Source organism: Escherichia sp. E10V10, assembly GCF_004211985.1.
Classification (GTDB): domain Bacteria; phylum Pseudomonadota; class Gammaproteobacteria; order Enterobacterales; family Enterobacteriaceae; genus Escherichia.
The window spans coordinates 105,033-128,511 of sequence record NZ_RHJO01000019.1 but is presented as its reverse complement, the minus strand read 5'-3'; the positions used below and the strand labels follow the sequence as shown (position 1 = coordinate 128,511).

Here is a 23,479-nt window from a genome sequence, read left to right as displayed (position 1 = left end):
TGCCGTCAGCGTGGTATATTTGTCTGCAAGCCATGCCTGGCGTAGACTAATGTCCTTGTTTAAGGAGTAAATAATGAACAAAGAGACACAACCCATCGACCGCGAAACGCTGTTGAAAGAGGCTAACAAAATCATACGTGAGCATGAGGATACGCTCGCAGGGATTGAAGCCACCGGCGTCACGCAGCGTAATGGCGTGCTGGTGTTTAGCGGCGATTATTTTTTAGATGAACAAGGATTGCCGACAGCGAAAAGCACCGCGGTGTTTAATATGTTCAAACACCTGGCCCATGTGCTCTCGGAAAAATACCATCTGGTCGATTAAAGCAAAACGCGAGGTTTTACCCTCGCGTTTATCTTTTACATCAACGGTTTTTGCCCGCGTTGCCACCAGCGTAGCAACAATCGGTCGGCGCTCTCTGCCGCGCTGCCAGTGAATCGATCGATCAACCGTTTACGCTGCATATAGCGTACATTGACCACTTCACGACCTTCCATCAGGCTAAGGATCACTTCATCACTGGTATTGATTTCGTCAACCAGGCCTTTCTCCACCGCCTGTTGTCCGTACCAGTGTTCACCGGTTGCCACCATTTCAATGTCCAGAGACGGACGCATACGCTTCACAAAATCTTTAAATAACTGATGAGTTTCGTTCAGTTCTTCGCGGAATTTCTCGCGCCCTTCTTCGGTGTTTTCACCCAGCACTGTCAGTGTGCGCTTATACTGCCCGGCAGTGTGCAGTTCGATATCAATATCTTTGCTTTTCAGGAAGCGGTTAAAGTTGGGCATTTGCGCCACAACACCAATAGAGCCAACAATTGCAAACGGCGCTGAAACAATTTTATCCGCCACACAGGCCATCATGTAACCGCCGCTGGCAGCCACTTTGTCTACCGTAACGGTTAAAGGAATATTTTTATCGCGCAGGCGCTGCAACTGTGAAGCCGCCAGGCCGTAACCATGTACCATGCCACCGGGGCTTTCCAGACGCAGAACGACCTGATCCTGCGGTTTAAATGCCGCGAGTACCGCAGTGACCTCTTCACGTAGCGCGTTCACTTCATGCGCGTCCATGCTGCCTTTGAAATCCAGCACCCAGACTCGAGGCTTGCTTTCGGCTGTCACCTCGCCCAGTTTGGCTTTTGCTTTCGCTGCCTTCGCTTCTTGCTTGTGCTTTTTCTTCTGCGCTTTGTGCCACTGTTTTTGCTGATGTGGATCCATCAGCGCCGCAGCCAGTTCTTCTTTCATCTCCTTATACTGTTCGCTGAGATTGTTGACCCGTAACTCGCCACGCTGGCGTTTATTACGTTGAGCAACATTGACAATAATGGCGGCAATAGCCGCAATCGCCACCACAACGGTGACGATTTTCGCCAAAAACAAACCATATTCAGACAACAATTCCACGAGTCCCACCTTGGTTAAACAACGCTTTGGCTCACAGTTTACAACAGGCATGTTAAGCCGTCTCGCAGAGATGTTATTGCAGGGAAAGTATGACAAAGTATTCATTTTACGGCGTTATCGCCCCAGGCTGATTGAAATGCCCTCCTGTTTCAGGCATAAAACCCCAAAGTCATAAAGTACACTGGCAGCGCGACTGTTGATGTCGTCGGGGAGTAGCCATGCATTACCAACCAAAACAAGATTTACTCAATGATCGTATTATCCTGGTGACAGGCGCCAGCGACGGCATTGGTCGTGAAGCCGCCTTAACTTATGCGCGCTATGGCGCGACGGTCATTCTGCTGGGCCGGAACGAAGAAAAATTACGTCAGGTGGCCCAGAGCATGTTCGAAGAGACAGGACGCCAGCCGCAATGGTTTCTTCTCGATTTGCTGACCTGTACGTCCGAAGACTGCCAACAACTGGCACAGCGTATTGCTGTTAATTACCCGCGTCTGGACGGCGTGCTGCATAACGCCGGATTGCTCGGCGATGTTTGCCCAATGCGCGAGCAAAATCCGCAGGTCTGGCAGGACGTCATGCAGGTCAACGTTAATGCCACCTTTATGCTCACCCAGGCACTGCTTCCTTTATTACTCAAATCGGACGCGGGTTCGCTGGTCTTTACCTCATCAAGCGTTGGGCGTCAGGGGCGAGCCAACTGGGGCGCATATGCGGTGTCGAAATTTGCCACCGAAGGAATGATGCAAGTGCTGGCCGATGAATACCAGCAGCGCCTGCGTGTGAACTGTATTAACCCAGGTGGTACACGTACTGCAATGCGTGCCAGTGCTTTCCCCACCGAAGATCCACAGAAACTCAAAACACCCGCCGATATCATGCCACTCTATTTATGGCTGATGGGCGATGACAGCCGCCGTAAAACCGGCATGACCTTTGACGCCCAACCGGGCCGCAAACCAGGAATTTCCCAATGAGTGATGAACGCTACCAACAGCGTCAGCAGCGTGTTAAAGAGAAAGTTGATGCTCGCGTGGCGCAAGCGCAGGATGAGCGTGGCATTATCATCGTCTTTACCGGCAATGGAAAAGGCAAAACCACCGCGGCATTTGGTACCGCAACTCGCGCGGTTGGCCATGGCAAAAAAGTGGGGGTCGTGCAGTTTATTAAAGGTACCTGGCCTAACGGCGAGCGCAATTTGCTGGAGCCGCATGGCGTCGAGTTTCAGGTGATGGCAACGGGCTTTACCTGGGATACGCAAAATCGCGAGTCTGATACCGCCGCCTGCCGTGAAGTCTGGCAACATGCAAAGCGGATGCTGGCAGATTCCTCAGTGGATATGGTTTTGCTCGATGAGCTGACGTATATGGTGGCGTATGACTATTTGCCACTGGAAGAAGTGATGCAAGCCTTAAATGATCGTCCACATCAACAAACGGTGATTATTACGGGTCGTGGCTGTCATCGGGATATACTTGAACTGGCAGATACCGTCAGTGAATTACGCCCCGTCAAACATGCGTTTGATGCAGGTGTTAAGGCGCAAATCGGGATTGACTACTAAGTGAAAGCACCTCAAAAGATTGCCTCTTGAGGTGCTTTAATCATAATTATATTCAAGCGGCAATAGCGAAATTCAGAATGCGTGTAATCTCATTCAAATGTCCCTGATATGCTTCATGATTCTCTGCGTCAACATCTTCAATAAATAATATCAATTCTGTAATTAACGCATTAGCATCGTCATAATTTATCTCGGCTAACTCTGGCGAAGTTTCAGTACCATAGTTAATCGTCAGGTTGTTCATAACTGTGAGGATATGGATAAAATATTTATGACAAACATTGCATGTGGTTTTATTTCCCAGGGTATTATACAGCATATCAAGTAATGCCAGTATCCTACGATTTTGTACATCGTTCATAAAAAGCCTCCTATAACATTATTCCGCTAGCAATAAGTAGTTTTGCCAGCCCCTCAGACGCCTTTAATCCACTAATTACTTGTGCGCGTAATATTTCATTTAATCTTTTTTGTTCAGCAGCCGTACGTGTTTTATTAACGTATAAGCTTTTCAGATAATCACCCTTATCTATAAAGGCATTTAAAGCCTCAATCGCAGGCATGGCAGGTGCCGATGCCTGTAGTCTGGTTTCATTCACATTGATTACTGAACTTAGAAACTCCTTCCTGTTTTTCAGAGTGTTAAACTCTGTATTCTTAGAGTTTTTAGATGCCGTATTATAATAAAACATATTATCATGCACATTCGCAAAGGTATAATTTTCAATCTTATTGCTTTTTGTATAAATATCATTGCGCAAAACTGCCATGTTCTTTATAAGTCTTACCCAGTTTTCATCTACCGTTTTGCCTATTTTTCCAGAATTGACTTTAATTATATATAACTCATTGAAATAATTTACCAAATCTTTAACCGCTGCTGCAGATTGAGCTAAATCTTTGCTATGTGAAACACCAAGTAGTGTTTGTGCGTTGTTTGCGTGATCCAGAGCCTGTTTAAGTAATGCCACTTGCTGACTTTCCGTAGTTGCCATATCCTCTGTCAGAAGTTCCACATAAGCGCTCATGCTATTAATGACTTCCATTGAAGCCAGTAATTTTTCTTTCTCGAAAGGGACTAATTGTACTTGTTTTGTATTTGGCCCTGAACGCTGACATAATTTTCCGCCATTCCCATCACCGCCTATATCAATGGTATAATCAGGTCGCAGGGCACAATCCGGATTAGTCGCGTAGAAATTAACAAGGAAGTTTTCACGAGAAGCATAGTATTGTTTAAAGAAACTTGCATTCGCCGCTACTGCTTTGTTACCCGCAGTAATAACAGTTTCAGCTTGTTCGTTTTTCAATGCTTCAGTTGCACAACCTGAAAGCATTAACAGCGATAGAAATATTCCACTATATCTAATCATAACCCACCTCTTGACGTTGAGTTTATCTCAGATAATTAAATAGTAATGTGGCTATTTCCGGGTATTATTCATAAGCAAGTATGAAATTAAATTAAAATACTGCGACTATTTATCATGCTTCAAATGAAGAAAAGGCCCCGCAGGGCCTTTATTTTATACTTATCTTAAATTAACCGTTATTATTACGTCCGCCAGAACGGCGACCACCGCTCACCTGGCTATGACGTTTCACCGCACGACGAATCTGATTCGCCTTCATACGACGACGGTCTTTTTCTACAGCGACTTTAGAGCTGGTTTCTGGCGGCAGTTCCACCAGTTCACGCAGATAGTTAGTCTGGGCGAGATCCAGCTCTGTCCAGCCGCCGCGTGGCAGTCCTTTCGGCAGTGGAATATCACCGTAACGCACACGGATCAGGCGACTTACCTGCACACCAACCGCTTCCCAAAGACGACGAACCTCACGGTTACGACCTTCGGTCAGAGTCACGTTGTACCACTGGTTAATCCCTTCACCACCGCTGAACTTGATGGTTTTAAAGGCTGCCGGACCATCTTCCAGTTGCACGCCACGACTTAAATCACGCAGTTTCGCGTCGTCAACCTGACCAAATACACGCACGGCATATTCACGTTCAACTTCACGGCTGGGGTGCATTAAACGGTTTGCCAGTTCACCATCGGTGGTAAACAGCAACAGACCGCAGGTATTAACGTCCAGACGACCAACGGCAATCCAGCGCGCACCGCGCAGCTTCGGCAGACGATCAAACACGGTCGGACGCCCTTCCGGGTCATTACGTGTACACAACTCACCTTCTGGCTTGTAATAGGCCAGAACGCGACAAATTTGCTCGGCGGATTCACGAACCGAAATCAGGTGACCATCGATACGGATTTTTAGCCCAGGGGTAACTTCAACGCGATCGCCGAGTTTAGCAATTTTGCCATCGACACTCACACGACCGGCTTCAATAATAGATTCGATTTCACGGCGAGAACCGTGGCCGGCACGCGCCAGCACTTTCTGTAACTTTTCGCTCATTGAGCTTCCTTTTGGTGTCGCCTTCCCAGGCGTCTGATATGCTTTTGTGCAACAGTGAGTCAGAACTTACATCTGACTCACTGATAGTAAAGTCTGTTTGAACTCTTCAGGCCTTAAGTAAACGACTCGACGTTTTAACTGGCCTGGCTTTGAGGCGCAACATACTACACTATCTTTATGGTTAAAGCTTGTTTCGATTAACGTCGATTTGGTTACCAACCACCACCGCCTCCACCTCCCGCACCGCCACCAGCGCCAGAACCACCACCGGAATAGCTCCGCCCCAACAAACTGGTATAGGCCCCGCAACTCAGGTGCGTCTGTAATGATAATAAAACGCCGTTACGGGCAATCTCTGGAGCGCGAATCGCCGAAGAAAGCGAAGGGGCAATGCGTAACGCCCATTCCCTCCCCAAATTTGCCGATATAGCCCAACCTAACAACGCGTAATCCAGTTTCCGAGTTTCCCCTTTCCGCCGCCGCCCACTGTGTGTTGCCGCCTCTTTACGCGCAAGATAGTTAACGATAGCTTCACCGTGGGCATAACGTTGCTGCCCGGTTTGGGTAAACTTTGGCAGAAAAATATACCCCATGCCAGTGAGATAACCGGTCAGGAAAACAGCGCTAAAATAACCCGCTGGCATATACCAGTAAAAGAATACATCTCCGACATTGATATAGAGAGAATAGAAGGCCACGCCTGAACAAATCAGTGGTAAAAACAAAGTGATGATTACACGATTAACGCAAGGCTTGTCATCATCGCGGGCAAACAAAAGCTCAAGGGAACAAAATAAAAAAGGAAGAAGCCAGCAGATCATAATAAACATATCGCCCACCAGACTCATTCCTGCCCAACCTACGGGACTCAGGTTACCGTAGAGAATGACCGCCAATATCGCCATTCCCCCCCATTGCAAAAACGCATCAGGTCGGTAAAACGAAGACTTTTTACGCGGCAGATAAAATTTCTGCATCCGTAAAAACGCCCTGCGTAAGACTCTGTTGCGCCTCCCCGTGAGAATGACCTTATCGCCTTTACGAAATAACGCTTCCAGTAATAACTGCTCTGCGGGCAGTAATACCGCATTATTTCTGGTGGCGCCTTCATTAACACGGATCAGGGTTTGCTGGTTCTTGTCATACTGATCTTCCAGATGAATTTTTCCTTTCACAATCAGATTTACGATATCGGCACAAAAACCTTTATCGTCGTAAACCAGTTTCGCATCGAGACGTAACATGCCGGGCGTGTAATCTGGCGGAATGACATCGGTTTCAATCACATCTACCGGCGTAAATTGCGGCCTGCGCTTCCAGAGATATAACCATCCGCACGCCAGGAGCAAACACGGTAACCAAATGATAAGAGACGATGTTGAGGGCCAAAAAAGATGGCTAAAAATATTCGTCGTGTGTTGTGCCGGGGCATTATCCAGCAAGGCATGAGGCCAGCGGTAGAGTACCGTGAAGTCTTCACGATAAAACGGATCGCGGGATTCAATTCTTCCGTCCTCAAGGATGCGGCCATTTCGATATGTGTCGCCCTCATCTCCGGTAAAGAGATCGATTTCACTAAATGGATTACCCGCAATATTAGAGAACTTGAGTGAAAATCGGGTCTTATAGATTTCAAACGACCAGTTGTTACCGGTCACGTTCCAGATTAGCAGGTCAGAATCACCCTCGCGTAGGAAAGCATTTTTAACCTGATAATGAATTTGATAATGATAGTCGCCTTGAGGCAAGAAACGTTGTTTATCGCCCACGACAATACTCATTAACCCGATATGCCAGTCAAGATGCCAGGGTTCAGGAACGCCGTCACGGGTGACGCCAACAATACGATAGTTCAGCAGTGCAGCATCCCCATTAGGCTGCATCCATAGTCGTGGTAAATCACGAGAAAACCCGTGCTTAATCTGCTGATTTCGCGCCTGAAAATAAATGTTCTCTTTGATGTCGAGCACCCCATCCGGTTGCAGAGTGGCTTCAACATCAAAGAGCGAGATCCCTTCTTCATATGAAGGGATCTTCGTGTTTTTCGCATAACTCAACGAAGAGAAAAAAAGCCCAACTATCAACAGCAAAATGCAGCGATTTATCCCTGCCATAGTCTTCCATCCGTGGAACGCAATTTGTTATAAGAAAGGCTTCACATCACCTACGCCTTCACGCACCACGACCGGCGTATCATCGGTAAGATCAATGACCGTTGTCGGTTTCTGCCCGAGATAGCCACCGTGAATAATCAAATCTACCTGTTTTTCCAGACGGTCTTTAATTTCTTCCGGATCGGATTCGGTAAATTCGCTGCCCGGTAGCATCAGCGATGTGGAAAGCATCGGTTCGCCCAATACTTCAAGTAACGCCTGCGCAATCGGGTTAGAAGGCACACGCATCCCAATGGTTTTGCGTTTTTCCTGCAACAGACGGCGTGGCACTTCCTTCGTCCCCTTCAGGATGAAGGTATAGTTGCCCGGCGTGTTGTTTTTCATTAAACGAAACGCAACGTTATCCACGAATGAATAGGTCGAAAGTTCAGAAAGATCGCGACACATCAGGGTAAAGTTGTGACCGTCCGGCAGCTGGCGAATACGACAAATACGCTCCATCGCGTTTTTATCTTCAATTTTACAGCCGAGCGCATAGCCGGAATCAGTTGGATAAACAATCACCCCGCCTTTACGCACGATCTCCACCGCCTGGTTGATCAGACGTTGCTGCGGGTTATCAGGATGAATATAAAAAAACTGGCTCATAATTCCCTCTCTGTGGTGTTCTGCGGCTGTTCCCATAGCTGCCAGACGCCTTCAACGCCTGCAGGCAGCCAGAGTTTACGACCCAGTTCGATCCACGGGCATGGCTGATGAAAATCAGATCCTTGTGATGCCCATAAATGATGCTGGCGGGCAAGTGTCGCCAGCTGGGTACGTTCATTGGGCGATTGCTGGCACTGCGCGACTTCCATCGCGTCGCCGTGGTGTTCGGCAAAATGCGCAACCAATCTTTTCAGCCATTTAGCACTAAGATTGTACCGCCCAGGATGAGCAAGCACCGCCTTACCGCCAGAATGATGAATGACATCAATAGCTTGTTCTATTGTACACCACTGTGGCGGAACGTATCCGGTTTTCCCGCGCGCCAGATACTTTTTAAAGACATCCGCCATTGAACTGGCTTTGCCGCACTCCACCAGGAAACGCGCAAAATGACCGCGCGTCACCGCGCCGCCCTGTGCCAGTCGTTGCGCGCCTTCCAGCGCCCCAGGTATTTGCGCTTTTTCAAGTCTTTCGGCAATTAGCTGCGCCCGCTGATTGCGCCGTTCTGTCTGCTGCGCGAGGAACTCACACATTAGCGGATGAGTAATATCAATATTCAGCCCGACAATATGAATTTCATGATTTTCCCAGACCGTGGAAATTTCCACGCCGGGGATAAGATTCAGCGCCAGTCCCGAACGTGAAATTTCCTCTCTTGCTGGCGCGATTGCAGCTGTGGTGTCATGGTCGGTGATCGCCAGGGTGCCAACGCGCATCTCGACTGCACGGTGCACCAATGCTTCTGGCGTCAGGCAGCCATCGGAAGCTGTGGTGTGGCTGTGCAGGTCGTAAATCACTGCGTAATTCGTGTCGCTCAAGGCGCACTCCCGTTTTGGATAATGTTTTTGGCGCCGACATCATAACGGTTCTGGCAAATATTCTGAAATGAGCTGTTGACAATTAACCATTGAACTAGTTAACTAGTACGAAAGTTCACGTAAAAAGGGTATCGACAATGAAAGCGATTTTCGTACTGAAAGGTTGGTGGCGCACTTCCTGAAACGGGCAGTGTATTCACCATGCGTAAAGCAATCAGATACCCAGCCCGCCTTATAAGCGGGCTTTTTTTTGAACAAAATTAGAGAATAACAATGCAAACACAAAAACCAACTCTCGAATTGTTAACCTGCGAAGGCGCTTATCGCGACAATCCCACCGCGCTTTTTCACCAGTTGTGTGGGGATCGTCCGGCAACGCTGCTGCTGGAATCCGCAGATATCGACAGCAAAGATGATTTAAAAAGCCTGCTGCTAGTGGACAGTGCGCTGCGTATTACAGCTTTAGGTGACACTGTCACAATTAAAGCACTCTCACGCAATGGCGAAGCCCTGTTGACGCTACTGGATAACGCCCTGCCTGCGGGTGTGGAACATGAACAATCACCAAACTGCCGTGTGCTGCGTTTCCCCCCTGTTAGTCCACTGCTGGATGAAGACGCTCGCTTATGCTCCCTTTCGGTTTTTGACGCTTTCCGCTTATTGCAGAATCTGTTGAATGTACCGAAGGAAGAACGAGAAGCCATGTTCTTCGGCGGCCTGTTCTCTTATGACCTGGTGGCGGGGTTTGAAGATTTACCGCAACTGGCAGCGGAAAATAACTGCCCTGATTTCTGTTTTTATCTCGCTGAAACGCTGATGGTGATTGACCATCAAAAAAAAAGCACCCGTATTCAGGCCAGCCTGTTTGCTCCGAATGAAGAAGAAAAACAGCGTCTCACTGCGCGCCTGAACGAACTACGTCAGCAACTGACCGAAGCCGCGCCGCCGCTGCCGGTGGTTTCCGTGCCGCATATGCGTTGTGAATGTAATCAGAGCGATGAAGAGTTCGGTGGCGTAGTGCGTTTGTTGCAAAAAGCGATTCGCGCCGGAGAAATTTTCCAGGTGGTGCCATCTCGCCGTTTCTCGCTGCCCTGCCCTTCACCACTGGCGGCCTATTACGTGCTGAAAAAGAGTAATCCCAGCCCGTACATGTTTTTTATGCAGGATAATGATTTCACCCTGTTTGGCGCGTCGCCGGAGAGTTCGCTCAAGTATGACGCCACCAGCCGCCAGATTGAGATCTACCCGATTGCCGGAACACGTCCACGCGGTCGTCGTGCCGATGGTTCACTGGACAGAGACCTCGACAGCCGCATCGAACTGGAAATGCGTACCGATCATAAAGAGCTTTCTGAACATCTGATGCTGGTGGATCTCGCCCGTAATGATCTGGCACGCATTTGCACCCCCGGCAGCCGCTACGTCGCCGACCTCACCAAAGTTGACCGTTACTCTTACGTGATGCACCTGGTCTCCCGCGTGGTCGGTGAGCTGCGCCACGATCTCGACGCCCTGCACGCTTACCGCGCCTGTATGAATATGGGGACGTTAAGTGGTGCGCCGAAAGTACGCGCTATGCAGTTAATTGCCGAGGCGGAAGGTCGTCGCCGCGGCAGCTACGGCGGCGCGGTAGGTTATTTCACCGCGCATGGCGATCTCGACACCTGCATTGTGATCCGCTCGGCGCTGGTGGAAAACGGTATCGCCACCGTGCAAGCCGGTGCTGGCGTAGTCCTTGATTCTGTTCCGCAGTCGGAAGCCGACGAAACCCGTAATAAAGCCCGCGCTGTACTGCGCGCTATTGCCACCGCGCATCATGCACAGGAGACGTTCTAATGGCCGACATTCTGCTGCTCGATAATATCGACTCTTTTACTTACAACCTGGCAGATCAGTTGCGCAGCAATGGGCATAACGTGGTGATTTACCGCAACCATATTCCGGCGCAGACCTTAATTGAACGTCTGGCGACCATGAGCAATCCGGTGCTGATGCTTTCTCCTGGCCCCGGTGTGCCGAGCGAAGCCGGTTGTATGCCAGAACTGCTTACCCGCTTGCGTGGCAAGCTGCCAATTATTGGCATTTGCCTCGGACATCAGGCGATTGTCGAAGCTTACGGGGGCTATGTCGGTCAGGCGGGCGAAATTCTTCACGGTAAAGCGTCGAGCATTGAACATGACGGTCAGGCGATGTTTGCCGGATTAACAAACCCATTGCCGGTGGCGCGTTATCACTCGCTGGTTGGCAGTAATATTCCGGCAGGGTTAACCATCAACGCCCATTTTAATGGCATGGTGATGGCAGTACGTCACGATGCGGATCGCGTTTGTGGATTCCAGTTCCATCCGGAATCCATTCTTACCACTCAGGGAGCTCGCCTGCTGGAACAAACGCTGGCCTGGGCGCAGCAGAAACTAGAGCCAACCAACACGCTGCAACCGATTCTGGAAAAACTGTATCAGGCGCAGACGCTTAGCCAACAAGAAAGCCACCAGCTTTTTTCAGCGGTGGTGCGTGGCGAGCTGAAGCCAGAACAGCTGGCGGCGGCGCTGGTGAGCATGAAAATTCGCGGCGAGCACCCAAACGAAATCGCCGGAGCAGCAACCGCGCTACTGGAAAACGCCGCGCCGTTCCCACGCCCTGATTATCTGTTTGCCGATATCGTCGGTACCGGCGGTGACGGCAGCAACAGTATCAATATTTCTACCGCCAGTGCGTTTGTCGCCGCGGCCTGTGGGCTGAAAGTGGCGAAACACGGTAACCGCAGCGTCTCCAGTAAATCCGGCTCGTCGGATCTGCTGGCGGCGTTCGGTATTAATCTTGATATGAATGCCGATAAATCGCGCCAGGCGCTGGATGAGTTAGGTGTTTGTTTCCTCTTTGCGCCGAAATATCACACCGGATTCCGCCACGCGATGCCGGTTCGCCAGCAACTGAAAACTCGCACCCTGTTCAACGTGCTGGGGCCACTGATTAACCCGGCGCATCCTCCGCTGGCGTTAATTGGTGTCTACAGCCCGGAACTGGTGCTGCCGATTGCCGAAACCTTGCGCGTGCTGGGGTATCAACGCGCAGCGGTGGTGCACAGCGGCGGGATGGATGAAGTTTCCTTACACGCGCCGACCATTGTTGCCGAGCTGCACGATGGTGAAATTAAAAGCTATCAACTGACCGCTGAAGATTTTGGCCTGACGCCCTACCACCAGGAGCAACTGGCAGGTGGAACACCGGAAGAAAACCGTGACATTTTAACACGCTTGTTACAAGGTAAAGGCGACGCCGCCCATGAAGCAGCCGTCGCGGCGAATGTCGCCATGTTAATGCGCCTGCATGGCCATGAAGATCTGCAAGCCAATGCGCAAACCGTTCTTGAGGTACTGCGCAGTGGTTCCGCTTACGACAGAGTCACCGCACTGGCGGCACGAGGGTAAATGATGCAAACCGTTTTAGCGAAAATCGTCGCAGACAAGGCGATTTGGGTAGAAGCCCGCAAACAGCAGCAACCGCTGGCCAGTTTTCAGAATGAGGTTCAGCCGGGCACGCGACATTTTTATGATGCGCTACAAGGCGCGCGCACGGCGTTTATTCTGGAGTGCAAAAAAGCGTCGCCGTCAAAAGGCGTGATCCGTGATGATTTCGATCTGGCACGCATTGCCTCGATTTATAAACATTACGCTTCGGCAATTTCGGTGCTGACCGATGAGAAATATTTCCAGGGGAGCTTTGATTTCCTCCCCATCGTCAGCCAAATCGCCCCGCAGCCGATTTTATGTAAAGACTTTATTATCGACCCTTACCAGATCTATCTGGCGCGCTATTACCAGGCCGATGCCTGCTTATTAATGCTGTCGGTTCTGGACGACGAACAATATCGCCAGCTTGCCGCTGTCGCCCATAGTCTGAAGATGGGTGTGCTGACCGAAGTCAGTAATGAAGAGGAACTGGAGCGCGCCATTGCATTGGGAGCAAAGGTCGTTGGCATCAACAACCGCGATCTGCGTGATTTGTCGATTGATCTCAACCGTACCCGCGAGCTTGCGCCGAAACTGGGGCACAACGTGACGGTAATCAGCGAATCCGGCATCAATACTTACGCTCAGGTACGAGAGTTAAGCCACTTCGCTAACGGCTTTTTAATTGGTTCGGCGTTGATGGCCCATGACGATTTGAACGCCGCCGTGCGCCGGGTGTTGCTGGGTGAGAATAAAGTGTGTGGCCTGACTCGCCCACAAGATGCCAGAGCCGCTTATGACGCGGGCGCGATTTACGGTGGATTGATATTTGTTACAACGTCACCGCGTTGCGTCAGCGTTGAACAGGCGCAGGAAGTGATGGCTGCGGCACCGTTGCAATACGTTGGTGTGTTCCGCAATCACGATATTGCTGATGTGGTGGACAAAGCAAACGCGTTATCGCTGGCAGCAGTGCAACTGCATGGTAATGAAGATCAGCAATATATCGACGCACTGCGTGACGTGCTGCCCGCAAACGTTGCCATCTGGAACGCATTGAGCGTCGGTGAAACTCTTCCCGCACGCGATTTTCAGCACGTCGATAAATATGTTTTCGACAACGGCCAGGGTGGAAGCGGGCAACGTTTCGACTGGTCACTGTTAAACGGTCAATCGCTTGGCAACGTCCTGCTGGCGGGGGGCTTAGGCGCAGATAACTGCGTGGAAGCGGCACAAACCGGCTGCGCCGGGCTTGATTTTAATTCTGCTGTAGAGTCGCAACCGGGCATTAAGGACGCACGCCTTTTGGCCTCGGTTTTCCAGACGCTGCGCGCATATTAAGGAAAGGAACAATGACAACATTACTTAACCCGTATTTTGGTGAGTTTGGCGGCATGTACGTGCCACAAATCCTGATGCCTGCTCTGCGCCAGCTGGAAGAAGCTTTTGTCAGCGCGCAAAAAGATCCTGAATTTCAGGCCCAGTTCAACGACCTGCTGAAAAACTATGCCGGGCGCCCAACCGCGCTGACCAAATGCCAGAACATTACGGCTGGCACGAACACCACGCTGTATCTGAAGCGCGAAGATTTGCTGCACGGCGGCGCGCATAAAACCAACCAGGTGCTGGGCCAGGCTTTACTGGCGAAGCGGATGGGTAAAACCGAAATCATCGCCGAAACCGGTGCCGGTCAGCATGGCGTGGCCTCGGCACTTGCCAGCGCCCTGCTCGGCCTGAAATGCCGTATTTATATGGGTGCCAAAGACGTTGAACGCCAGTCGCCTAACGTTTTTCGTATGCGCTTAATGGGGGCGGAAGTGATCCCGGTGCATAGCGGTTCCGCGACGTTGAAAGATGCCTGTAACGAGGCGCTGCGCGACTGGTCCGGCAGTTATGAAACCGCGCACTATATGCTGGGCACCGCGGCTGGCCCGCATCCTTATCCGACCATTGTGCGTGAGTTTCAGCGGATGATTGGCGAAGAAACGAAAGCGCAGATTCTGGAAAGAGAAGGTCGTCTGCCGGATGCCGTTATCGCCTGTGTTGGCGGCGGTTCGAACGCCATTGGCATGTTTGCTGATTTCATCAACGAAACCAACGTCGGCCTGATTGGCGTAGAGCCTGGTGGTCACGGTATCGAAACCGGCGAGCACGGCGCACCATTAAAACATGGTCGCGTGGGCATTTATTTCGGTATGAAAGCGCCGATGATGCAAACCGAAGACGGGCAGATTGAAGAATCATACTCCATCTCCGCCGGACTGGATTTCCCGTCCGTTGGTCCACAACATGCGTATCTCAACAGCATCGGTCGCGCTGATTATGTTTCAATTACCGATGATGAAGCACTGGAAGCCTTTAAAACGCTGTGCCTGCACGAAGGGATTATCCCGGCGCTGGAATCCTCCCACGCGCTGGCCCATGCGCTGAAAATGATGCGCGAAAACCCGGAAAAAGAGCAGCTACTGGTGGTTAACCTTTCCGGTCGCGGCGATAAAGACATCTTCACCGTTCACGATATTTTGAAAGCACGAGGGGAAATCTGATGGAACGCTACGAATCTCTGTTTGCCCAGTTGAAGGAACGCAAAGAAGGCGCATTTGTTCCTTTCGTCACACTCGGTGATCCGGGCATTGAGCAGTCGCTGAAAATTATCGATACGTTGATCGAAGCAGGTGCTGATGCTTTGGAGCTAGGCATCCCCTTCTCCGACCCACTGGCGGATGGCCCGACGATTCAAAACGCTACACTGCGTGCCTTTGCGGCGGGTGTGACCCCGGCGCAGTGCTTTGAGATGCTGGCACTGATTCGTCAAAAACATCCGACCATTCCTGTTGGCCTGCTGATGTACGCCAACCTGGTGTTTAACAAAGGCATTGATGAGTTTTACGCTCAATGTGAAAAAGTCGGCGTCGATTCGGTGCTGGTTGCCGATGTGCCAGTTGAAGAGTCCGCGCCCTTCCGCCAGGCCGCGTTGCGTCATAATGTCGCACCTATCTTTATCTGCCCGCCGAATGCTGATGATGATTTGCTGCGCCAGATTGCCTCTTACGGTCGTGGTTACACCTATTTACTGTCGCGTGCGGGCGTGACCGGAGCGGAAAACCGCGCGGCATTACCGCTCAATCATCTGGTCACGAAGCTGAAAGAATACAATGCTGCGCCTCCATTGCAGGGCTTTGGTATTTCCGCCCCAGATCAGGTAAAAGCAGCAATTGATGCAGGAGCTGCGGGCGCAATTTCTGGTTCTGCAATTGTTAAAATCATCGAGCAACATATTAATCAGCCAGAGAAAATGCTGGCGGCACTGAAAGCTTTTGTACAACCGATGAAAGCGGCGACGCGCAGTTAATACGAGACAAACCGCCAGAAAACATCTGGCGGTTTATTGACGGGCAAATAATTAAAAACGATAACCCGCAGAGAACATAAATACCCACGGATCAAGGCGGACATTGTCAGAGTAATGTCCTGCTGGCAGCACTGCGCCGTTGGATTTATATTTCACGTCGGTATCGATATCCATGTACCAAACCGACATATTCAGCAGCCAGTCACGGTTGATGAGGTAATCCACACCGACTTGTCCTGCCACACCCCATGAATCTTTCAGACTAAGGTCGGATAAACCAAGACCTTCACCGGTGTCATTGAAGTCATTATTAAAAAAGGTAGTGTAGTTAATACCCGCACCAATGTAAGGACGGAATTTACTGCCGGAATCGCCAAAATACCATTGTGCCATCAGTGTTGGCGGTAAATGGTGGACTGTCGCAATATCTCCGGTTGTGGCTGTGCCAACCTTATGACGAAACGGAGATGCCGCCAGCAATTCCACACCAATGTTATCAGTCGCCATATAGGTGAAGGTCAGGCCCAGTTGGGTGTTATTGGTCACGCTAAAGCCACCCAGGCTTCCCAGAGTTCCATCCGCGCCTTCCGTTGGACGTACCGTTGCCGAACCTGCACGAATAAAGAACTCGCCTGCTTCGTGAGCATAGACGCTACCAGAGAGAAGTGTACTGACTGCCAATGCCGCCACTGTTAATTTTTTCATATTCGCTCCGTCGTTATGGTTATAAAAACGTGACGAATATACCTACATTGGAGTAACAAATGATCCTGCATAGATCACATTGCATTCGCTAAATGACCATTTATTGATCTGGATTAATTTAGAAGTTGTATCGCAAATCCTGGTTAACATGATTCAAATCAATTTGAATGCTTTCCATCTCCGAAAGTATTCTTTTGCTACCTTATTGGCCTTTTAAGCAGGCGGTAAGTTGCGGTATTTATGCAAACAGCCCTTCTGCTTGTCAGGAATTTGTCGTGTCTGGAGAAAGCAATGGATCCTGTGATCGCACCCACGCACGCTGTGGATTACCTGCGCTTTACAAAGATATGCTTTTCCATACAAGTCGTGATGCTGCCACTGAAGGGATAACCAGGGTACAATTGCCCGCTAATTAACACCTGCATAAAACTCAAGGAGAGTGCATGTCTATCACGGCGCAGTCCGTATACCGTGACACCGGAAATTTCTTCCGTAATCAATTTATGACCATTCTGTTGGTATCGTTGCTTTGTGCATTTATCACAGTGGTGTTAGGACATGTTTTCTCACCCAGTGACGCACAGCTTGCGCAGCTCAATGACGGCGCGCCCGTTAGTGGCGGCGGTGGGTTGTTCGATCTGGTGCAAAATATGTCCCCGGAACAGCAACAAATTTTGCTGCGTGCTTCCGCTGCGTCCACTTTTTCAGGATTAATCGGTAACGCCATACTCGCCGGAGGCGTAATATTAATCATCCAACTGGTGTCCGCGGGTCAGAGAGTCAGTGCGCTACGCGCTATTGGTGCCAGTGCGCCGATATTGCCAAAGTTATTTATTCTGATTTTTCTGACTACCCTTTTAGTACAGATTGGCATCATGCTGGTGGTCGTTCCGGGAATTTTAATGGCCATTTTACTGGCACTGGCGCCGGTGATGTTGGTGCAGGATAAAATGGGCGTTTTCGCCTCTATGCGCAGCAGTATGCGGCTGACATGGGCGAATATGCGTCTGGTGGCACCTGCAGTACTAAGCTGGTTACTGGCAAAAACACTGTTGCTGCTGTTTGCCTCTTCGTTTGCCGCATTAACCCCGGAAATTGGTGCCGTACTGGCGAATACCTTAAGCAACCTGATTTCAGCCGTATTGCTTATCTATCTGTTCCGCCTGTACATGTTGATTCGCCAATAACCTGAAGTATTTGATTACGGAATCGTAAAATGAAGCAGTTTCTTGATTTTTTACCGCTGGTTGTCTTCTTCGCGTTCTACAAAATTTATGACATCTATGCGGCAACTGCGGCGCTCATCGTCGCCACGGCGATTGTGCTTATTTATAGCTGGGTTCGCTTCCGGAAAGTTGAGAAGATGGCCCTGATCACCTTCGTTCTGGTGGTTGTTTTCGGTGGTCTGACGCTGTTCTTCCACAATGATGAGTTTATTAAATGGAAGGTCACTGTCATCTACGCTCTGTTTGCCGGTGCTTTGTTGGTTAGCCAATGGGTAATGAAAAAGCCGCTGATTCAGCGCATGCTGGGTAAAGAACTCACTCTACCGCAGCCGGTGTGGTCGAAACTGAATCTGGCCTGGGCAGTCTTCTTTATTCTTTGTGGGCTGGCGAATATCTACATCGCATTCTGGCTACCGCAAAATATTTGGGTCAACTTCAAAGTGTTCGGTCTGACCGCCCTCACCTTAATCTTCACACTGTTAAGCGGTATTTATATCTACCGCCATATGCCTCAGGAAGATAAATCATAATCTGTCTGCCGGCCCTTCGGGGTCGGCGCTGCATATCCTCTGTTCTCATTTGGAAAATCATAGTAGCATCGCGCCTGTGATTTTCCTTTTATGTCGGTTTTACCATGTCTACAACACCTAACGTCCCTCAGGGCGATCTTGTTTTACGTACTTTAGCCATGCCTGCCGATACCAATGCCAATGGCGATATCTTTGGTGGTTGGTTGATGTCGCAGATGGATATTGGCGGTGCCATTCTGGCAAAAGAAATTGCCCACGGTCGCGTCGTGACCGTGCGGGTTGAAGGAATGACTTTCTTACGACCAGTTGCGGTTGGTGATGTGGTGTGCTGCTATGCGCGCTGTCTCCAAAAAGGGACGACATCAGTCAGCATTAATATTGAAGTATGGGTGAAAAAAGTGGCGTCTGAACCGATTGGGCAGCGCTATAAAGCGACGGAAGCGTTATTTAAGTATGTTGCCGTCGACCCTGAAGGAAAGCCTCGTGCCTTACCTGTAGAGTAATAGTCAAAAGCCTCCAGGTTGGAGGCTTTTGATTTTCAGGTTATTGAATCTCGGTGGTGCCGTTAATTTTAAACAGGATATTCACCACAATCCCACTTCCGGGTTTGCCCGGCTCATAACGCCATCTGCGCATCGCGTTTTTCACTTCGCGCTCAAACATGTTCGCCGGTTTGGCTGAAAGAATTTGTACGTTATCCACGCGACCATCCGGTGTGACGTCAAATTTAACTTTAACCTGCCCTTCAATGCGTAGTGCCTGCGCGCGCGCCGGATACTGCGGTTGATTACGGCTTAATGCCCGTGGACCAGACGCGACACTTGTGACCGGTTTGCTGGTTGCAGCCGTTGCCGTACTTGATGTCGGGCGAGCTGGTGCCGTATTTTCAAACGGTGACGCCGGACGTGACTCTACCGGTTTGACATCGCGTTTCGGCTGCTCCTGTACCTTTTTCACCGGCTTCGGTTTTGGCTTAGGTTTCGGCTTCGGCTTTTCAATGACTACCGGAGCTTCTTTTGGCGGTTCTGGTATCGGCTCAGGCTCCGGTTCTGGCTCCACCACTGGTTCCGGCGGCGGTTGAACGGCTTGTGGCGGTTCAAGCTCGGCCGGGGCAACCATGGTGACAGAAATCGGCTGCGCGGGCGCAGGTAGTTCAATAACCTGATGTACCGAGGTATAGAGTAGACCCGCCACAACAGCACCATGAATGCAGACAGAAAGTAACGTCGGCCAGGGGAAGCGGCGAGGTAAATCAAGGGTCATTGAAGTCATAATCGTTTCAGTAAAAAAACCAGGCCTCGATTTTAAATGCAAATAGCAATCATATTCAATAAGGCAAGGCGATCAGGATCAGTGAAAACGCAATTTTTGGCGCTGTTAACCTTACTTTTAGTGACGCCTTAACAAAGACATCATCTTTCCGTTGCAGATCTTCGCCCTTTCAAATAACGTACTTTATAACTTTTCCGAACAAGGAGTTGTGCCCGTGTTGTATGTTATTTACGCTCAAGACAAAGCCGATAGCCTCGAAAAGCGCCTTTCCGTTCGTCCGGCACATTTAGCGCGTTTGCAGTTACTGCATGATGAAGGGCGTCTGCTGACCGCCGGTCCAATGCCAGCGGTAGACAGTAACGATCCAGGCGCCGCAGGATTTACTGGCTCAACCGTTATTGCTGAATTTGAATCGCTGGAAGCAGCCCAGGCTTGGGCAGATGCCGATCCGTACGTGGCTGCGGGAGTCTATGAGCACGTTTCCGTGAAACCCTTTAAGAAAGTGTTCTGAATATCAACATCCAGGGGCGCGGTGACAGAAACCGTGCTCTTGTTTTTTCTTTATATTTACCGATGCCCCCAATCCACCACCACAAACAGATAATAACTTTATCTGTATCTCCCTATATACCCTCGGCATCTCCGTCTAAAAATGACAAAATTTCTCTGCCTGATTCGGTTTTGATCAATCAAAACCTTTGATTGCTGCGGATAAAGTCATCTACTATGGTTTAACACATTCACGTGCCGCATGTTTTTCACATTCTGTACGCGTGAAGATAATTAAACAAAATTGTGGTTACAGAGGTATCAGTGAGTCACTGGGCTACATTCAAGCAAACAGCGGTAAATTTATGGGTGACCCTGCGGCACGATGTTATCGCGCTGGCGGTCCTTTCAAATGGATTGCTTATTTTTAAAACAATTTATGGCATGTCGGTCAATCTGCTCGATATTTTTCATATCCAGGCGTTTTCAGAACTTGACCTCTCCTTGCTGGCCAATGCGCCACTGTTTATGCTCGGCGTCTTTCTTGTTTTGAACTCGATCGGCTTGCTATTTCGGGCAAAGCTGGCATGGGCTATCAGTATCATTTTATTGCTGATAACGCTGATTTACACCCTGCACTTTTATCCCTGGCTGAAATTCAGCATTGGTTTTTGCATCTTTACCTTGATAATTTTGTTGGTGCTGCGTAAAGACTTCTCTCACAGTAGTGCTGCAGCCGGGACAATTTTTGCTTTTATTAGTTTTACGACGTTACTGTTTTACTCTACCTACGGCGCCCTTTATTTAAGCGAAGGTTTTAATCCGCGAATAGAGAGTCTAATGACCGCGTTCTATTTTTCGATAGAAACTATGTCAACCGTGGGCTACGGCGATATCGTCCCGGTTTCTGAATCAGCGCGCCTGTTTACTATTTCGGTCATTATTTCCGGTATTACCGTTTTTGCCACCTCCATGACCTCGATTTTCGGCCCGCTTATCCGCGGAGGATTCAATAAACTTGTGAAAGGAAACAATCATACAATGCGTCGTAAAGATCACTTTATTGTTTGCGGGCATTCCATTCTGGCAATCAACACGATTCTGCAACTGAATCAACGCGGACAAAACGTCACGGTTATCAGCAACCTGCCAGAGGATGACATAAAACAGCTTGAACAAAGACTCGGTGACAATGCCGATGTTATCCCCGGTGACAGCAATGACAGTTCAGTACTAAAAAAAGCGGGAATTGATCACTGTCGGGCTATTCTGGCGTTAAGTGATAATGACGCCGATAATGCTTTTGTCGTTCTGTCGGCGAAAGATATGAGCAAAGATGTTAAAACCGTGCTTGCCGTTAGTGATAGCAAAAACCTGAATAAGATTAAGATGGTGCATCCGGATATTATTCTTTCACCGCAGCTGTTTGGTAGCGAGATACTGGCGCGTATTCTCAATGGGGAAGAAATTAATAATGATATGCTCGTCTCGATGTTGCTGAACTCCGGGCATGGTATTTTCAGCGATAACAATGACGACGAAACCAAAACTGACAACAATGAATCTGCGCAAAAATAGAATTTAACGGCGGAAAGATAATCTTAATGGGCACCGCGTTGGTGCCCAGAACATTTAGATATTGTAGATCGCAAACAATAACGAGTTTCGCTGTTTGTTTAGAAGGCACTTCCTGATGCTGTGGATACGCATATTTCGGCGTGACTGCCCCTCAAGCCAACGCGATTTCCGTCGGCTAGCCTGACGCTGCATGCGCCAGCGCCCCACTTCCGTTCTACTCCGCTTCATGTTAACTACTCTATGCAATAACAGAGCGGTCATTATACCCCCGGTCCCGACGCTGACCAGTGCTTTTACCGCGTTTTTATTTGCCAGATGAATCCATATGCGTAAACTCATAACAATGCGCTTTCAAAAGGATTTCTAATCTATGACAACCGTTTATACGTTGGTGAGTTGGTTGGCCATTCTGGGATACTGGTTGCTCATTGCAGGCGTAACTTTACGCATTCTAATGAAACGACGCGCAGTTCCCTCCGCCATGGCCTGGCTGTTGATCATTTACATTCTGCCGTTGGTCGGAATTATTGCTTATCTGGCTGTTGGCGAACTCCACTTAGGCAAACGACGCGCCGAACGCGCCAGAGCGATGTGGCCTTCCACGGCGAAATGGCTTAACGATCTTAAAGCCTGTAAGCATATTTTTGCGGAAGAAAATAGCAGCGTCGCTGGACCGTTATTCAAGCTCTGCGAGCGTCGTCAGGGGATCGCCGGGGTCAAAGGTAATCAGCTGCAACTGATGACCGAGTCTGATGATGTGATGCAGGCGTTAATCCGCGACATTCAACTCGCTCGCCATAACATTGAGATGGTGTTTTATATCTGGCAACCAGGTGGTATGGCAGACCAGGTGGCAGAATCTTTGATGGCCGCCGCACGACGCGGTATTCATTGCCGATTAATGCTCGACTCTGCGGGGAGTGTTGCTTTTTTCCGTAGCCCGTGGCCAGAGTTAATGCGAAATGCCGGTATCGAAGTGGTCGAGTCCTTAAAGGTTAACCTGATGCGCGTATTCTTACGCCGCATGGACCTGCGCCAGCACCGCAAGATGATCATGATCGATAACTACATTGCCTACACCGGCAGCATGAATATGGTCGATCCGCGCTTCTTCAAACAGGATGCGGGCGTAGGACAATGGATTGATCTGATGGCTCGCATGGAAGGCCCTATCGCCACCGCGATGGGAATTATCTACTCTTGCGACTGGGAGATTGAAACGGGAAAACGTATTTTACCACCACCGCCTGATGTCAATATTATGCCGTTCGAGCAGGCCAGCGGTCATACGATTCATACCATCGCTTCCGGCCCTGGATTCCCGGAAGACCTGATCCACCAGGCTTTGCTGACTGCGGCTTATTCAGCTCGTGAATATTTAATCATGACGACGCCCTACTTCGTCCCCAGCGATGATTTACTTCACGCAATCTGCACGGCGGCGCAACGCGGGGTTGATGTCAGTATTATTTTGCCGAGGAAAAATGACTCAATGCTGGTAGGCTGGGCCAGTCGCGCATTCTTTACAGAACTACTTGCTGCTGGGGTTAAGATTTATCAGTTTGAAGGTGGGTTACTGCATACCAAGAGCGTGCTGGTCGATGGCGAATTAAGTCTGGTTGGCACCGTTAACCTCGACATGCGTAGCCTGTGGCTGAATTTTGAAATCACGCTGGCTATCGACGATAAAGGTTTTGGTGCCGATCTGGCTGCCGTTCAGGACGACTATATTTCTCGTTCGCGTCTGCTCGATGCGCGGCTGTGGTTAAAACGTCCACTCTGGCAACGTGTCGCCGAGCGACTGTTTTACTTCTTCAGTCCGTTGCTGTAAAACGTCGCCAAC

General features: G+C 49.7%; 25 protein-coding genes, 1 pseudogene and 1 other annotated feature. Of the genes and pseudogenes, 16 read left to right on the top strand and 10 right to left on the bottom strand.

What is annotated here, in order from left to right; translation table 11 throughout:
- The first annotated feature begins 73 nt into the window (after window positions 1-73).
- The gene (locus tag D9736_RS18740) at window positions 74-325 is read left to right on the top strand and encodes a YciN family protein (protein ID WP_130208857.1); all 252 of its coding nucleotides are present in this window, start codon (window positions 74-76) and stop codon (window positions 323-325) included.
- A 35-nt stretch (window positions 326-360) separates the two neighbouring features.
- On the opposite strand, the gene sohB is transcribed toward D9736_RS18740, so the two are convergent.
- The gene (sohB, locus tag D9736_RS18735) at window positions 361-1,410 is read right to left on the bottom strand and encodes a protease SohB (RefSeq protein WP_130216044.1); all 1,050 of its coding nucleotides are present in this window, start codon (window positions 1,408-1,410) and stop codon (window positions 361-363) included.
- A 218-nt stretch (window positions 1,411-1,628) separates the two neighbouring features.
- Here sohB and D9736_RS18730 point away from each other — a divergent pair, with 218 nt between their 5' ends.
- Together D9736_RS18730 and cobO are read left to right on the top strand one after the other, a co-directional pair.
- The gene (locus D9736_RS18730) at window positions 1,629-2,387 is read left to right on the top strand and encodes a YciK family oxidoreductase (RefSeq protein ID WP_130222779.1); all 759 of its coding nucleotides are present in this window, start codon (window positions 1,629-1,631) and stop codon (window positions 2,385-2,387) included.
- On the top strand, window positions 2,384-2,974 hold the full coding sequence (cobO, locus tag D9736_RS18725; protein ID WP_130258922.1) for a cob(I)yrinic acid a,c-diamide adenosyltransferase: 591 nt from the start codon (window positions 2,384-2,386) through the stop codon (window positions 2,972-2,974). The genes D9736_RS18730 and cobO overlap by 4 nt, the downstream gene beginning before the upstream one ends.
- A gap of 52 nt (window positions 2,975-3,026) precedes the next feature.
- Here the strand turns inward: cobO and D9736_RS18720 are convergent, their stop codons facing one another.
- The 6 genes from D9736_RS18720 to rnm form a co-directional block, all read right to left on the bottom strand.
- The gene (locus D9736_RS18720; protein WP_130258921.1) at window positions 3,027-3,335 is read right to left on the bottom strand and encodes a hypothetical protein; all 309 of its coding nucleotides are present in this window, start codon (window positions 3,333-3,335) and stop codon (window positions 3,027-3,029) included.
- A gap of 10 nt (window positions 3,336-3,345) precedes the next feature.
- A complete protein-coding gene (locus D9736_RS18715; protein WP_130258920.1) occupies window positions 3,346-4,347 on the bottom strand; it encodes a hypothetical protein in 1,002 nt (333 codons plus the stop codon).
- A 169-nt stretch (window positions 4,348-4,516) separates the two neighbouring features.
- Entirely contained in the window at window positions 4,517-5,392 is an 876-nt protein-coding gene (gene rluB, locus D9736_RS18710) for a 23S rRNA pseudouridine(2605) synthase RluB (protein ID WP_001291217.1), read from the bottom strand.
- A 212-nt stretch (window positions 5,393-5,604) separates the two neighbouring features.
- Window positions 5,605-7,506, bottom strand: coding sequence for a DUF2207 domain-containing protein (locus D9736_RS18705; RefSeq protein WP_130258919.1), 1,902 nt, complete (start codon window positions 7,504-7,506; stop codon window positions 5,605-5,607).
- A 27-nt stretch (window positions 7,507-7,533) separates the two neighbouring features.
- Window positions 7,534-8,154, bottom strand: a complete 621-nt coding sequence (locus D9736_RS18700; protein ID WP_001516499.1) for an L-threonylcarbamoyladenylate synthase — start codon at window positions 8,152-8,154, stop codon at window positions 7,534-7,536.
- Window positions 8,151-9,032, bottom strand: coding sequence for an RNase AM (gene rnm, locus D9736_RS18695; protein WP_001285663.1), 882 nt, complete (start codon window positions 9,030-9,032; stop codon window positions 8,151-8,153). The genes D9736_RS18700 and rnm overlap by 4 nt, the downstream gene beginning before the upstream one ends.
- Before the next feature lie 137 nt (window positions 9,033-9,169).
- Between rnm and trpL the strand changes: the two genes are divergently transcribed.
- The 6 genes from trpL to trpA all read left to right on the top strand — a co-directional run bounded on the left by trpL (window position 9,170) and on the right by trpA (window position 15,836).
- Window positions 9,170-9,214, top strand: a complete 45-nt coding sequence (trpL, locus tag D9736_RS18690; protein WP_001700591.1) for a trp operon leader peptide — start codon at window positions 9,170-9,172, stop codon at window positions 9,212-9,214.
- Window positions 9,191-9,284 (top strand) — a sequence feature (Trp leader region). (Overlaps the previous gene by 24 nt.)
- A 21-nt stretch (window positions 9,285-9,305) precedes the next feature.
- Window positions 9,306-10,868 (top strand): anthranilate synthase component I, encoded by a 1,563-nt coding sequence (gene trpE, locus D9736_RS18685; RefSeq protein WP_130216036.1) that lies wholly within the window; start codon window positions 9,306-9,308, stop codon window positions 10,866-10,868.
- The gene (gene trpD, locus D9736_RS18680; RefSeq protein WP_000763524.1) at window positions 10,868-12,463 is read left to right on the top strand and encodes a bifunctional anthranilate synthase glutamate amidotransferase component TrpG/anthranilate phosphoribosyltransferase TrpD; all 1,596 of its coding nucleotides are present in this window, start codon (window positions 10,868-10,870) and stop codon (window positions 12,461-12,463) included. The genes trpE and trpD overlap by 1 nt, the downstream gene beginning before the upstream one ends.
- On the top strand, window positions 12,464-13,825 hold the full coding sequence (trpCF, locus tag D9736_RS18675; RefSeq protein WP_205712931.1) for a bifunctional indole-3-glycerol-phosphate synthase TrpC/phosphoribosylanthranilate isomerase TrpF: 1,362 nt from the start codon (window positions 12,464-12,466) through the stop codon (window positions 13,823-13,825).
- Between the two features lie 11 nt (window positions 13,826-13,836).
- Window positions 13,837-15,030 carry a tryptophan synthase subunit beta gene (trpB, locus tag D9736_RS18670; protein WP_130258918.1) on the top strand — a complete coding sequence of 398 codons (1,194 nt, stop codon included), beginning with the start codon at window positions 13,837-13,839 and terminating at the stop codon, window positions 15,028-15,030.
- Window positions 15,030-15,836 (top strand): tryptophan synthase subunit alpha, encoded by an 807-nt coding sequence (gene trpA, locus D9736_RS18665; RefSeq protein ID WP_130258917.1) that lies wholly within the window; start codon window positions 15,030-15,032, stop codon window positions 15,834-15,836. Before trpB ends, trpA begins: the two co-directional genes overlap by 1 nt.
- A 51-nt stretch (window positions 15,837-15,887) precedes the next feature.
- Here trpA and ompW read toward each other — a convergent pair whose 3' ends face one another.
- Window positions 15,888-16,541, bottom strand: coding sequence for an outer membrane protein OmpW (ompW, locus tag D9736_RS18660; RefSeq protein WP_130216030.1), 654 nt, complete (start codon window positions 16,539-16,541; stop codon window positions 15,888-15,890).
- Between the two features lie 201 nt (window positions 16,542-16,742).
- On the opposite strand from ompW, the pseudogene D9736_RS23635 reads away from it, so the two are divergent.
- The 4 genes and pseudogenes from D9736_RS23635 to yciA form a co-directional block, all read left to right on the top strand.
- Window positions 16,743-16,957: pseudogene (locus tag D9736_RS23635) on the top strand (YkgJ family cysteine cluster protein); the annotation flags it as partial.
- Window positions 16,958-16,984: 27 nt separating this feature from the next.
- Window positions 16,985-17,728 carry a YciC family protein gene (locus D9736_RS18655; protein WP_130208877.1) on the top strand — a complete coding sequence of 248 codons (744 nt, stop codon included), beginning with the start codon at window positions 16,985-16,987 and terminating at the stop codon, window positions 17,726-17,728.
- 29 nt (window positions 17,729-17,757) lie between these two features.
- Window positions 17,758-18,297: a septation protein A gene (locus D9736_RS18650; protein WP_000808667.1), complete on the top strand. Its 540-nt coding sequence runs from the start codon at window positions 17,758-17,760 to the stop codon at window positions 18,295-18,297.
- A 104-nt stretch (window positions 18,298-18,401) separates the two neighbouring features.
- Window positions 18,402-18,800, top strand: a complete 399-nt coding sequence (gene yciA / locus D9736_RS18645) for an acyl-CoA thioester hydrolase YciA (protein ID WP_130208879.1) — start codon at window positions 18,402-18,404, stop codon at window positions 18,798-18,800.
- 40 nt (window positions 18,801-18,840) lie between these two features.
- On the opposite strand, the gene tonB is transcribed toward yciA, so the two are convergent.
- Window positions 18,841-19,560 (bottom strand): TonB system transport protein TonB, encoded by a 720-nt coding sequence (gene tonB / locus D9736_RS18640; protein WP_064528843.1) that lies wholly within the window; start codon window positions 19,558-19,560, stop codon window positions 18,841-18,843.
- Between the two features lie 223 nt (window positions 19,561-19,783).
- Between tonB and D9736_RS18635 the strand changes: the two genes are divergently transcribed.
- Both D9736_RS18635 and kch read left to right on the top strand, forming a co-directional pair.
- Window positions 19,784-20,080 carry a YciI family protein gene (locus tag D9736_RS18635; RefSeq protein ID WP_000967595.1) on the top strand — a complete coding sequence of 99 codons (297 nt, stop codon included), beginning with the start codon at window positions 19,784-19,786 and terminating at the stop codon, window positions 20,078-20,080.
- A 302-nt stretch (window positions 20,081-20,382) separates the two neighbouring features.
- Window positions 20,383-21,636, top strand: a complete 1,254-nt coding sequence (gene kch, locus D9736_RS18630) for a voltage-gated potassium channel protein (protein WP_130216028.1) — start codon at window positions 20,383-20,385, stop codon at window positions 21,634-21,636.
- Window positions 21,637-21,690: 54 nt separating this feature from the next.
- Here kch and D9736_RS18625 read toward each other — a convergent pair whose 3' ends face one another.
- A complete protein-coding gene (locus tag D9736_RS18625; RefSeq protein ID WP_122983112.1) occupies window positions 21,691-21,864 on the bottom strand; it encodes a YciY family protein in 174 nt (57 codons plus the stop codon).
- Window positions 21,865-22,006: 142 nt separating this feature from the next.
- Between D9736_RS18625 and cls the strand changes: the two genes are divergently transcribed.
- The gene (cls, locus tag D9736_RS18620; RefSeq protein WP_130208884.1) at window positions 22,007-23,467 is read left to right on the top strand and encodes a cardiolipin synthase; all 1,461 of its coding nucleotides are present in this window, start codon (window positions 22,007-22,009) and stop codon (window positions 23,465-23,467) included.
- Window positions 23,468-23,479 lie beyond the last annotated feature (12 nt).